Genomic DNA, 12,088 nt, shown 5'->3' with positions numbered 1-12,088 from the left:
CGCACACAGCACCGCGTCCGTGAGCTCGAAGAGCACATCCGCGCGGGCGTAAAGGCACTCGTAGAACTCGACCCGAAAGCGGGACAGGACGCCCAATGCGTCACCAGCGGGCACATCGGCAGGCAGACTCATACACAGCGGCCGTTCTCTCGTGCTTCGTGACTCGACACCTCAAAGCGTGGAGAACGGCCGCCTCTGCTGTCCCGGGAAGAACCGCAGATCAGCAGGTCGGGTGACGTGCATGGATAAACGCCAAGCTGAGATCACCGCGGTTCTGTCTGGGCTTGAGAAGGTTCATCGTGATCGGTTGTTCTGGAAACCCGCGATCCAGCTGAACTTGGATTGCTTCGTCTGCGAGCGGGTCGGCCGCGCCACCTCGCTGGAGCGGGGCGCCGAGCGGGCTGTCTGCTGGAGCGGCAGGAACGAGCAGCACTTCACCGCGGCGCGGATCGCTGCGTTCGACGTGACGCGCCAGGACGACCGGCTGGCGTTGCGGACGGTGGTGGACTTCTGGTGGGCGCCGTTCAAGGATGCCAAGCGGGGCACGAACGCAACGCCGTTGAGCAATTGGGTCCGCCTGCACTATGGCAACTCCTGCCCTCACCAGGAGACGTCCGGCGAAGGCTCGATCCAGACGAACGTGCGGCGTCCCACGAGTGTGTACTGCGGAGGCTGCAAGACGGAGATCGGGGTGGATGCGGAGGTTCCGTCGATTCGGCTGCTGGTGTGAGTCCTGTGCGGGACAGTGCTTCGTGTCCGTAGGGCTCATTTCGTCTTCTCTCTGCGGGCAGGCATGGCGAGGTTGACCCGGTCCTTGGCAGCGAGGCGGAGTGCTTCCTCGCGCTTGCCGTTGAGAAAGATGAGGGCGAGGTCGATGCCCTCGATCTCACCGAGCCAGCCTTCGGCTTCGGCGCGCTCGCGGCGGACGAGGAGGTCGGCCTCGATCTCGGCGAGCCGATCGAGCATCTTCGGGTCGATGTGGAGCATCGGGCAGCGGATGCAGGCGTGTTCGTGGCTGCCCGGAGCCGTTGCGGCTCCGGGCAGACCCGGGTCCGAAGACGGGGCTGTCGCCCGGGTGGGGAAGAATCGACCCCGGTGGTGCGCGCCGCGACCCATTGCCTGCGGCGCCCACCACCGACTGCCGAAGGCCGGCAGTGCGGGTTCAGGCCTGTCGGGCGCGAACGCGGCCGGCAGGCGGCGGGCAGGCGGCGGGGTGGAGGCGTTCCCACCTGGCTCCAGGAACGGTGAGAGCTCGGCGGGCAGCGGGAGCGGGCGCTCCGCGGCCGGCAGGACCAGGTCGACGGCGGGCTCGGAGAAGACCGGCTCCAGCGGGCGGCGGTCGGGACTCATGCGCACAGTCTGTCCCACCCTCACCGAACCATCCCCACCCGACCCGACCCGGCTCGGCACAGACTCCGGCCGAACAGCGGACGGGGCCAAGCACGGCCGCCGGTGAGGCGGTGCACGGCTCCGGCACGGGTCATACACACGATGCGAACCCGTGAGCAAGCAGAAGACGTTCGCACACCCGGCCGACCTGACGACCGCCCAGCCGGCCCTGGAAACCGCCCGCGCAGCCCGGCACGCCCTCCTTGCCATCGCCCCGCGCTGGACCGAGCCACAGACCGACACCGCGTCGAAGGACAGCACCGTCATGGCGGGCAGTGAGGGCTGGAACGAGGAGCAGGCCGAGGACAACCGTCGGCTGCTGGAAGTAGAGGCGCAGGCCGCCCGGACCGTGTGGGCGCACCCGCACCGGCAGGAACTGCAAGGCACCGACCGGGTGAACGCCCAAACCCAGCTCATGCACCTCAACGACCAGGCAGACCAGGCGGCCTGACGGGCGCACGACCAAGACCGGCCCGATCGGGCCTCTACGCCGAGTCACCCTGCCAGACCCACCGGTCCGGCTCGCCGGGCCGGGGCTCGTAGTGCGCGCGGCCGCCGGCGCCGTAGTGGCCCAGGTTGTGATCAACGCGGCCCCGTACTCCAGCATGTCGGCATCCCAGCCGGTGATGTCCAGCAGCTGGCCGTCCAGCGGACCGCCCACCAGCTCCCGGTACTCGCACCCGGATCGGGGCCGGGGTCCTCTCCGGGCTCGGCGCCGTAGACCCGGCGCTGCGGCAGCTGCTCGTCATGCTCGTCCATCGGGCCAGCGTGGCACCGCCGGCCGACAGCGCGCAGGGTGTTCGGCGCCACTGGTAGCTGGCGTCCGTCATGGGCGGCAGCAGCATCGGCGCGGTGGCCGCGGGCGGGGCCTCGGTGGCGGTGGCGACCAGGTGCTCGCCGACGTTCGGGCAGAGGTGGCTGCCTGCCAGGTCGGCCGCCGACAGCCAGACCACCTCCGAGCCGTTTTCGGTGTCCAGGCGGAATTTCGGCGCCGCCTTTAGTTTCATCTTTCAGTGTGCGGCCGCCGTGGTCCGAGTAGCGAAATACGCTACGTGGCCCATTGGGCCTGATGTAACACCTTTCCCGTGCCCAGATGGTGCTGTCCAGGAACGCTACGGGGACGGCAGGGCAGCACGCTGGTTTTCCCTGGAATTCCAATCGCCTGCGCTGGAAAAACTATCCTTGATGTGCCACCGACTGTCCGGTAATGGCATCGACGAAGTCGACGGTGCCCGAGCGTTGGGCTTCCCCCTGTTTGATGAGGTTGACCGCCCAGCACGGCCTCCACTGACCGTCGATCTGCTTGGCCAGGAGGAATGTGGTGTCCGCACGTGAGCCGGGCACTGTTGAGACGGCCTTCGCTTTTGCCGCATCGGCGCTGACGGTGGGGTGCGGCAGTTGGGGGTCTGTGTCCCACCGTGCGGATGACGCCATGATCCGTCCGGAAGTGGAGACGGTGATGTCCAGGCGCATGGGCATCAGCACGGCATCGCTGTTGTACCGGCGGTAGGTGAGCATGTAAGCACCGCCTGCGCTGTCGGTGGGGGTCAGGGTCCGAGTCGCTGCCGGTGTGAGGTCGGAGAACCAAGTTGTCGCAAAGTCTGCGCCGACTTTGAGCACCTGGTCCTGGGTCAGGGAGCCTGGGTCGACCTGGCTGTTGGCCGAGGCGCTCAGGAGGAGGCGCTCGGTGGGCCACTCGATTCGGAACTGGCCCCGGTCGGTTGTGACGTCCAGAACCCGCTGGGATGACTTTTCGGGGTTGGGACCCATCTGGGTGGTTTGCACTTGGGTATCCGGGCCGAAGAGCTTCACTGCGATGCGTCGGGACGCGCCGACCCCGCCGTCGTCGGAGGAATTCGTGCCGAACCCGGATTCATCATGGTAGAGCGGGATGAACATCCAGATGACGACAGCCACGGCCGCGAAGCCGGTGCCGGCCGCGGCGAAGGAGTGCAGGGCGTCCTTGCATCCGAACTGCGGCTTGCGGCGGCGAAGCCACAGCCAGAGGACTGCGAGGGCAGTACCGACGAGTGCGCCACAGACGTTGTCGACGAAGTCGGCGCCGTCGCATGCCCGGCCGAGGCCCATCAGAGTCTGCAGGACCTCGGTCACACCGGAGAGTACTGCGGAGGTGGCGAGGATGGTCAGGGGCCGGCGGAAAACGATCGTGCCGAACAAGGCGAGCGGGACGTACAGGGCGATGTTCATCAGCCCCTGCTCGGTTACCGCCGTGTCCCATACGCCGGCCCCGATCGAGCAGCTCGGCGACCCAGTCGATCCGCCGCCTGGCGTCAGTGTCGCTGTCAGCTCCCCGGCCAGCGATAGGGCCCACAGAATCGGAACTGCAGGCGGGTACTGGTGGCGCCGGGCCTGCCAGAAGGCCACCGCGCCGAAAAGGAGGCCGAGTACGGCGAGCACGGGAAAGAGAGCAGGAACAGCACCGAAAATTGCTTCGATCATCGGGTCTTCCGGGATGTGGTGGGCAGCGGCACGGGGTGGGTACGGGCAGAGCCCGTACCCACCCCGTGGTTCTGGTTCAGCTTGTCAGGCTCAGCAGGGGTGCTCCGGCGGAGTCTGGAAGGTCTGCTGCCCGGACACCCACATCTTGCCGATCGCGGAGCAGTTCGCCGGCAGCGGGACGATGCCCCAGCTGTAGCTCTTGGTCTCGCCCGCGTTCTGGTAGAACGCGCCCTGGTCCCAGTGGGTGATCCCGCCTTCCTCGTACGCGAACTCGGCGTAGATCTGACCACCCGAGGTCTTCTCGTATTTGATGTACGCGAGCATCGAGTTGTAGCTGCTGCCGACCTGGATGCCGTTCACGCCGGTGAAGTACAGGGTCCCGCTGCTCAGCTTGGTGCTGCTCATGGGCGCGACGCCGCCGCTCTTGACAGACGCGCTTCCGTCGTTGATTTCGACGGAAACCCCTCCGCTCTTCGGCAGCTGGTCAGCCGAAGCCGCCTGGGCATCGACAGCCGCCAGGACCGGAGAAATCAGAAGTGCTGCGGCAACGCCGGCACGAACTATTCGACGCATGAAAATTCCCCCAATAGTAGGTCGTTCAGAACCTGGCAACAGAAGGTCCGGATCCCCTCGAGACCTTACCCTGAGCATATGGCCCGTCACTCCGCACATCAACCAACAACAAGATTTGTTGGCGAATGTCCCAAATGCACACCCGGGGCCACAGCGCACGGACCGGAGCATCCCACCCTCAACGCGACATCCCCACACACACCCGGCAGTCATTCAATTCGACAACATTCCAAGAGAAAAATGACACTGAATTCCATTCGGCCACAAATCCGGAAGTCAATTTGCGTCTCACTAGAAATCGCACCCCAGGTTCCGCCCGGAAGGCCGCACCCACACCTCCGCGCACCAGGCCGGCCCCCAGCCGTCTTCAACGCCCCCACAGGAGCACCGAGTTGGCAGAAGCATGCCGGATCCGGATCCCGTTGCGCGCCCTGCAACACCCTGCGGCAGAAGACGACAACAAGCGGCAACGACGTTTCCTGGGGCCGGCGCCCGGGATGCCGCCGATGGCCAGGCCGAAGGAACGAAGCCCGGCATGGAGCTACCCGGAGAGATCGAAACCCCGGCCGGCGCCAGTGGTATTGCCCGAAACGGTAAGGTTCCGGGCTCGTTGATCCGGGCGTGACGGATCTGTTTGAGGACGCGCGGCGGCTGTCGCCGAAGGCTCAGGAAGCTCTGCGGATGCGGGCGGTCGCGGTGCTTGGGGCGGGCCGGGACCGTCGCGAGGTGGCCGAACTCCTCGGCGTCACCGTGGAGTCGGTGACCGACTGGTGGGCTGCCTGGCAGACCGGCGGCCGCGAGGCGCTGGTGTCAAAGACCCGCGGCCGCCGGGTGGGCGAGCACCAGGTGCTCGATCCGGACCAGCAGCAGTGTGTCCGGCAGGCGCTGATCGACCACCGGCCCGAAGACCTGGGGCCTTCCCCCGCGGTAGTGGACACGCGTTCGGGTTGTCATGCAGCCAGCGTGGGGTCTGTACGGTGACCGGCTCTGGCCCGTAATCGGTGGTGACTTATCGTGACGATTCTCGTTGGCATGGTGTGCTGGATGTCAACGAGCTTGTCAGCGTGGTGTTTTCGGGGCTGTCGGGACTGGTCGTCGAGGGCGTGTCGGATGAAGGAGATGCGATCCGAGTGTCGGCCCGAACCCGGGACGCCCCGGTGCCGTGTCCCTCGTGCGGAACGCCGACCGGGCGGGTGCACGGGTTTCACGGGAGGAAGGTGACGGACGTGCCGGTGGACGGGCGGAGAGTCGTCGTCTCGGTGACGCTGCGGCGCCTGGTGTGTCCGGTGCTCGGCTGTCCGCGACAGACGTTCCGCGAACAGGTCCCCGGCATCGTGGAACGCTACCAGCGCCGCACCAACCGTTTGACCAGGCAACTCAGCGCGGTGGTGAAGGAGTTAGCGGGCCGGGCGGGTGCCCGCCTCTCCCGCGTGCCGGCCTGCGCCGTGGCCCGCTCAACAGCGCTCCGGATCCTCATGCACCAAGTGCTACCGCCGCTGCGTGTGCCGCGCGTACTCGGCGTCGACGACTTCGCGCTCAAGCGCCGGCACCGGTACGCCACCGTCATCATCGACGCTGAGACCGGCGAGCGGATCGACGTCCTGCCCGACCGCACCACCAAGACGCTGGTCGCGTGGCTGCGCGAGCACCCCGGCGCCCAGTACGTGTGCCGGGACGGCTCCGGCTCCCACGGCGAGGCGATCCGGCAGGCACTTCCGGAAGCGGTGCAGGTCAGCGACCGATGGCACCTGTGGTCGAACCTATGCGACAAGGTCCTGGGCGAAGTCCGCTCCCACGCCGCCTGCTGGGCCACCGCGGTGAATCCGGCCCGGCCCGCAGGCCTGCACGAGCAGAGTGTCCGCGAGCGCTGGCAGCAGATCCACGACCTGCTCGACAGGGGCGTCGGCCTGCTCGAGTGCGCCCGCCGCCTCGACCTCGCCCTGAACACCGTCAAGCGCCACGCACGCCGCAAAGAGCCCCCAGCCGAGCGCCGGGCACCGCGCTACCGGCCCGCCCTGGTCGACCCCTACCGCGATCACCTGCGCCGACGCCGGGCCGAGGACCCCGCGGTCCCCGTCACCCACCTCCTGCGCGAGATCAAGGAACTGGGCTACACCGGCAGCGCGAACCTCCTGGTCCGCTACATCAACCAGGGCCGAGCAGAGGGCGAACGGCCCGTCACCACTCCGAAGCGCTTCGCCCGCCTGCTCCTGGCCCGCCCCGACCACCTGCGCGAGAAGGACGCCGCGCTCACCAAGGCCTGCCCCGAGATGGCCGACCTCGCCCGCCTGGTCTACGAGTTCGCCCAGTTGCTGACCCCGGCCGAGGGCAACGGCGCCAAGCTCACCGACTGGATCGCGGCCGTCCGCGCTGCCGCTCTTCCCCACCTGCACTCCTTCGCGAACGGCCTCGAACTCGACCGCGCCGCCGTAAACGCTGGCCTGACCCTGCCGTTCCACAACGGCCGCACCGAAGGCGTCAACACCCGCACTAAACGGATCATGAGGCAGATGCACGGACGCGCAGGCTTCCCCCTCCTCCGCCAGCGGATCCTCCTCCCATGATCACCACGCAGTGCTACCACCGATTACGGGCCAGAGCCAGTCACTGGACACACCCCCGCGCGGGCCGGAAGTGGGAGAGAATCCGGCAGCGACCAACTGGGAGGATGTTCATGGCACACCGTCCGCTGCTGATGCTGGACGTCGACGGGCCGATAGCCCCGTTCGACCGCATCCTCCGCCCCCGAGGCTACCGGACCCACCGGGTGCCCTCGCAGACGTGGAGACAGCGTCAGCTCGACAAGGGCGTGACCGATCCGAAGCCGCTGCGGGTCTGGCTGAACCCCACCCACGGGCCGTCTCTACTCGCCCTGCCGTACGACCTGGTGTGGGCGACCGCCTGGCGGCACGAGGCGGACGAGCACCTGGCGCCGCTCCTCGGCCTGCCCAAACTCCCTCACGTGAACTGGGAGTCGATGAACCACAAGGACCCGGACGGGCTGCACTGGAAGACCCGGCAGTTGGTCTACTGGGCCGACCAGCAGCCCTTCGCCTGGGTGGACGACGAGATCGGACCCCAGGACACCGAGTGGATCGCCGCCAACCACCCGGGCCGGGCGCTTACCCTGAAGATCGACCGCCGGTACGGGCTGCGACCGGAGCACTTCGCCCAACTGGCGCACTGGGCCGAGGAGATCGCCCGCTGAAGCCGCGAGGCTGAACCCGACGCCCGACGAGCGCCGAGCAGTCCCGCGGCGACGGACTAGCTCGAACTTGCGCAGGGGACGACTGCGGCCGGGGCGGCGAGTGGGGGCGCCGACTTGGTGGTCAAGGGGTGGGCGACCGGGCGCGGGAAGCGGCTGTCCCGGGGTGCTGGCGCGCCCGGTCGAGGAGCGGGGGTTGAGAGGTGCTCGTGCAGGTCGCAGGGCGCGACAGCCCTTCCTATAGCGCCCTTCTCGGCGAGGGCGTGACAGGAGGCGTGACCGCCCTGACCGCCCCGGCCGAAGAGGGCGAACAACACAGCGCAGCGCCCCCGAACCCCACAGTGCCGCCGCCCACCACCCTCCCCCTTCCTTCGTCCGCCGGGCCGAGGGCTCCCAGAGGTAAGTCGGAGCCGTGCTGGGCGAACTTGCCGGGCCTGACCCGCGGAAACAGTCCGGGCACAGCGGGGTGGGGGCACTTGGAAACGAAACCAGAGACGAACCCGGAGACGAAACCGGCCCGGCCGGGCCCGGCTGCCCCGGCGGTGGGCGAGGTTGTCTGCGGACTGGTCCACGGACTGGTCTGCAGAGTGGTCTACGGACTGGTCTTCGATCGGCCGGTGCGGGCACGCGGACAAGGGCTGTGACCTGCTGGTCAAGAGGCGCGAGCGGAGGCCGACGGGCGCCGACTACTTCCCTGGGAACCCTTCCCGCGGGCTACGGGCGCTGGGGAAGTCCCGGGCGGGCCGGGGCCGGCCGACGGCCACGCCGCCCGCCCCCTGCTCGATCGCGGCGGCCGCCACCAGGCGGGTGCGAAGGAAGAGGCCGAGCGCCGGTGAGCGGCCCCGCCCTGGACCGACCGCGCCCAACCCGCCCACCACCACCCATCACCACCAGGACCAGGCGCACAGAGGTAAGCCGGGCCGGTGAGATGGGCCGAATCCTGGACCTGGCCTGCGGGAACGGCCGGTGGCAGGTCGAGGTGCTGAACCCCGAACGAGACGTCGGACGAGACGTCGGACGAGACCCGGCGCGGCGGTGCTCGGCGGCACCCGGCGCGGCGGTGCTCGGCGGCCTGATGGTCGTCGTGGTCGGACCCGGCTGGGCCGCCGAGGTGGAGCTCGCGCAGCGCCGCCGGTCCCGTCCAGCACGACCACCACCCACCACCACCGAGGGGCGCAGACAGGGACGTCGGATTTTCCGGCGGTCTCCATCAGCCCTGTGGCCCGGACGGACGGGGCGGCTGGGGCCGGGGCGGGGTGGTGGCATCAGGTAGGGCATCAGGCGGCCCGGCGGGCGGGGCATCGGGGTGGGGCATCAGGTGGTCCCTGCGACCCTGCCAGGCCTCCCGGGCGGGCCCCGGGCCGGGTGCTCGGCTGCGCAGCGGCCGGGGCGGTCTCCTGGCCGTCTGGCGGTCCGCCCGGCCGGGCGGCGAAGAACCCGCTCTCCGGCCGGTTCAGCAGTTACGAAGCGATGGTGGAGCCCATCACCCGGTACTACGCAGAGCGAGGGCTCCTTGTCGCGGTCGACGCTGTCGGCACCCCCGACGAGATAGCCGGTCGCGCGCTCATCGCGCTCCGGGAGGATCGAAGCGGGCACGCCTGAACGTCTGCGTGGGATCGGCACGGCGTCGCAGGCGCACGGTGGCGGGACGCCGATCGAGGGAAAGGCGGTGGCCGAACTGCGCCACGGCTTCGTCCGAGGTCAGTGCCGTCTCGGCTCCCGTCCCCTCGGTTCCGTGCCGGCGCCGCCGGACGTGGTGTTGAGAGACGGGACCGGGATGGAGTTCCAGCGGTTCCGTTTCGGTGTTCCCACCGTCCGAACAGCACCGGCGGCCCGGACGGTGGGGCTGGTCCTGGAGCGGCTACCAGCCTTCGGACCAGAAGGTCGAGTACGGAGTTTTGTCCGGTGCGCCGTTGAAGTCGCCCGCTCCGCCGAAGGTGATGCCGCGGCCGGTCAGGGCCCGGTAGCAGGCGTCTCGGCATATGTTGCGCGATGCACCGCCGAAACCGATGATCTCGTCCGGTCCGAGGCTGTCGATGATGGTCTCCTCCGCGTGGATGACCGATCGGCTGGCGGTCCCCCGGGCCTGGACGAACTCCTCGCCGGGGCGTAGCTTCCAGTCCGGCGGTCGAGGGCCGCCTCCCTCGATGGCGATCCGGTTGGTCCAGGTCTTGGTGGCGGTGTTGTAGACGCCGATGACGGCAGTCGTACCGCGGTCGTTCATCGGCGGCGGGCGCTGGGCCTGGAGTTCACTGGCTCGGCTCCGGGCCGCTTTGGCATCGTCCTCGGTGGGGCCGCACTGGCCGGCCGTGGATGCCGACCGGACCCGGGAGCCGTCTCGCATCGTGGCGGGCACGACCGAGGAAGAGCCGGTGTCAGGCAGAGCGGCGTTCCCAGCGGCTGCCCGGCAGTCCTGGGCCGTCTCGACCTGGTCAATGACGATCTTCTTGCCGTCGACTGTGGCTGTTGCCCGGCCGCCGTTGGCAAGGATGGAGCGGAAGGCGTTCTGCCCGTCGCTGTGGCCGAGTCCGGCGGCTTGGGCGATCAGTGCTGTGTAGTGGCCGTTCGGCTGCGGGACGAGGCCGTCGAACGTGGTGGAGGGGTTGAGCTGGCTGGTGTCGGATGTGGAGGCGCTGGCGATCGTCTCGGGGGTCAGGTAGGCGGTGACGGGACGTTTGTCGACCTTGACGTCGTGCAGACGTCCGTAGGTGTCGAGGGCCTGGGCTTGCGCGGAGCGGGCAGGGGTGTCGCCGCCGGGCGCGGTCGCGTGGCCGGCGGTGGCGTTCGTCGGGCGGGGTGCGTCCCCTCCTCGGGCCATGGACGCCGCAGCCGGTGACGGTGCGTTCGGTCGGTCGGCGGCGGCTGGCGGGGGAACGGGCAGGCTCTGCAGGACGGCGGCCATCTGCTGGAGCAGTTGGCGTCGTTGGAGCGCCAGCTGCTGGACATCGTTCCGCAGTGCGCTGGCCTTGGTGTTGTAGGCGGTCGTGTCCGCATCGATGCTGGAGAGCTGCTTGTCGAGTTCGGCCAGCCGGGTGCGCAGTTGGTCCTGCTCGGAATTCAGTTCGTTTTCTTCTCCGGCGAGTTGGGCACCTTCGGCGTCGAGGGCGGCTTTCTCTGCGGAGTAGGCGTCGGCTTCGGCGGCTTGGGCGGGTATGCGGAAGGTATGCGGCTTGGCGTTGTGCGCGTCCACCTTGGCGTTGTGTGCGTCGACCTTGCTGTTGTGGGCTGCGAACTTGTTCGAAATGGCGGACGACTGGGTGCCGAGGGCCTCGAGCGCGGTGTCGAGTTCTGCGCTGCGTTGGTCGAGGGACTGCCTTTGCGCGGTGAGCGCGCTTGCGCGTTGCGACAGCGGCTCGATCTGCCGTCCGAAGGACGTGATCCGGGAGTTGAGGTCTCCGGAGTAGGCGCTGCTGGTGTGCAGCGGCTGAGGTGCTGCGGTGCTCTCCGCGGTGTCCGTGGCCGGGCTCAGTACCGGAGTCGCAGACGGTTGCCCGGCCGCGACGCGGCTGTCGTGCTGCGGGGCCGTGGCACCGGCCGCTGGTCCGCCGGCGAAGGCCGGTATCAGCGCGGCGGCAAGGAGCGGGCCCAGTCCTCGGCGCAGCACTGTGGAAATCCTGCCGTGCTGTGTGCGGGGGGCCAGGTGGGTGGCGTTCACCGCGTCACCTTCGCCGCGAGCTTGTCCGCGATGGCGGCGGCGGCCGTTTTGCCGTCGCCGGCCTGGCAGAGGGCGACCTGCAAGAGCGTCGCGTCCTTCAGCCGGGCCTGCCGGTAGCAGGACCAGCCGTCAGCGGCGTACTGGCTGGACGTCCAGGCGATCGCGTCCGGGCTGCTCGTGTCGCTGCTGTAGTTCCAGGTCGAGGTACCGCCGTCCTGGTCGGTGCGCACTGCGGTCGGGCAGCCTTTGACGCCGTCGGCCAGGGTTTTGTAGGCGCTCTCGGCCTCGACGGCGTCCGGGTAGACACCGATGACCTGGGTCACCGTGTAGTCGCCGGTGCCCGCTGCGTCCTGGTAGGTCGCTGCGAGGAACGCCTTCCAACTGTTCCCGTAGACGGTGCGGGTGGCCGGGCCCACGGCAGCTGCGCAGTTCGAGGGTTCGGCTGTCAGTTCGGGGGGTGGCTCGCTGAGCCGGGGCCCGGCAACGACGGTGGTTTCGGTCAGGGCGCTCACGTCGTCCGGGGACAGGAGGTCCGCCTGCACGGTGCCGGCCGCAACGTGCAGGTCCTGTCCGGGATCCGGGTTGCGGAGCCAGAGCCACCAGGCACCACCGGCCACTGCGAGGCACAGCACCAGGACCGGTACGAGAAGCCGCGGAGAAGCCCACGTCCTTCGTTGCTCGGGTGGGGCGAGCGGCTGCGGCGGAACGGACGGTGCGGGAGGGGCCGCGTAGGGCGTGGGAAGCAGCCTGCCCGGAGGTGCGACAGTCGGAGGCTGCTCCGAGGGGCGCGTGCCCGCTGCTGCGGC

10 protein-coding genes and 1 pseudogene are annotated in these 12,088 nt (G+C 69.1%); 5 read left to right on the top strand and 6 right to left on the bottom strand.

From position 1 onward, the window contains the following. Positions 1-241: 241 nt before the first annotated feature. A complete protein-coding gene (locus OO48_RS13510; protein ID WP_033215570.1) occupies positions 242-730 on the top strand; it encodes a hypothetical protein in 489 nt (162 codons plus the stop codon). Positions 731-765: 35 nt separating this feature from the next. On the opposite strand, the gene OO48_RS39780 is transcribed toward OO48_RS13510, so the two are convergent. Beyond that, the gene (locus tag OO48_RS39780) at positions 766-1,350 is read right to left on the bottom strand and encodes a hypothetical protein (RefSeq protein ID WP_245194629.1); all 585 of its coding nucleotides are present in this window, start codon (positions 1,348-1,350) and stop codon (positions 766-768) included. A gap of 151 nt (positions 1,351-1,501) precedes the next feature. Between OO48_RS39780 and OO48_RS13500 the strand changes: the two genes are divergently transcribed. Next, a complete protein-coding gene (locus OO48_RS13500; protein ID WP_033215569.1) occupies positions 1,502-1,840 on the top strand; it encodes a hypothetical protein in 339 nt (112 codons plus the stop codon). 34 nt (positions 1,841-1,874) lie between these two features. On the opposite strand, the pseudogene OO48_RS39775 reads toward OO48_RS13500, so the two are convergent. The 3 genes and pseudogenes from OO48_RS39775 to OO48_RS13490 all read right to left on the bottom strand — a co-directional run bounded on the left by OO48_RS39775 (position 1,875) and on the right by OO48_RS13490 (position 4,254). Continuing rightward, positions 1,875-2,148, bottom strand: a pseudogene (locus OO48_RS39775) (hypothetical protein). 417 nt (positions 2,149-2,565) lie between these two features. After that, positions 2,566-3,849 (bottom strand): VanZ family protein, encoded by a 1,284-nt coding sequence (locus OO48_RS35135; protein WP_051732094.1) that lies wholly within the window; start codon positions 3,847-3,849, stop codon positions 2,566-2,568. 90 nt (positions 3,850-3,939) lie between these two features. Next, on the bottom strand, positions 3,940-4,254 hold the full coding sequence (locus tag OO48_RS13490) for a hypothetical protein (protein ID WP_033215568.1): 315 nt from the start codon (positions 4,252-4,254) through the stop codon (positions 3,940-3,942). 789 nt (positions 4,255-5,043) lie between these two features. Between OO48_RS13490 and OO48_RS13485 the strand changes: the two genes are divergently transcribed. The 3 genes from OO48_RS13485 (at position 5,044) to OO48_RS13475 (ending at position 7,630) form a co-directional block, all read left to right on the top strand. Then, entirely contained in the window at positions 5,044-5,403 is a 360-nt protein-coding gene (locus OO48_RS13485; protein ID WP_051732093.1) for a helix-turn-helix domain-containing protein, read from the top strand. A 59-nt stretch (positions 5,404-5,462) separates the two neighbouring features. After that, positions 5,463-6,986 carry an ISL3 family transposase gene (locus OO48_RS13480; RefSeq protein WP_033215641.1) on the top strand — a complete coding sequence of 508 codons (1,524 nt, stop codon included), beginning with the start codon at positions 5,463-5,465 and terminating at the stop codon, positions 6,984-6,986. A 110-nt stretch (positions 6,987-7,096) separates the two neighbouring features. Then, the gene (locus OO48_RS13475) at positions 7,097-7,630 is read left to right on the top strand and encodes a hypothetical protein (RefSeq protein WP_033215639.1); all 534 of its coding nucleotides are present in this window, start codon (positions 7,097-7,099) and stop codon (positions 7,628-7,630) included. 1,858 nt (positions 7,631-9,488) lie between these two features. Here OO48_RS13475 and OO48_RS13470 read toward each other — a convergent pair. Further along, positions 9,489-11,282 (bottom strand): hypothetical protein, encoded by a 1,794-nt coding sequence (locus OO48_RS13470; protein ID WP_033215567.1) that lies wholly within the window; start codon positions 11,280-11,282, stop codon positions 9,489-9,491. Next, positions 11,279-11,914, bottom strand: a complete 636-nt coding sequence (locus OO48_RS13465; protein WP_033215566.1) for a sensor domain-containing protein — start codon at positions 11,912-11,914, stop codon at positions 11,279-11,281. Before OO48_RS13465 ends, OO48_RS13470 begins: the two co-directional genes overlap by 4 nt. Positions 11,915-12,088 lie beyond the last annotated feature (174 nt).

Origin of the sequence: Kitasatospora phosalacinea (assembly GCF_000716545.1) — a bacterium.
GTDB classification, from domain to species: Bacteria; Actinomycetota; Actinomycetes; order Streptomycetales; family Streptomycetaceae; genus Kitasatospora; species Kitasatospora phosalacinea.
Note: the sequence above shows the minus strand (reverse complement) of the source record. Positions and strands in the feature narration are given on the sequence as shown.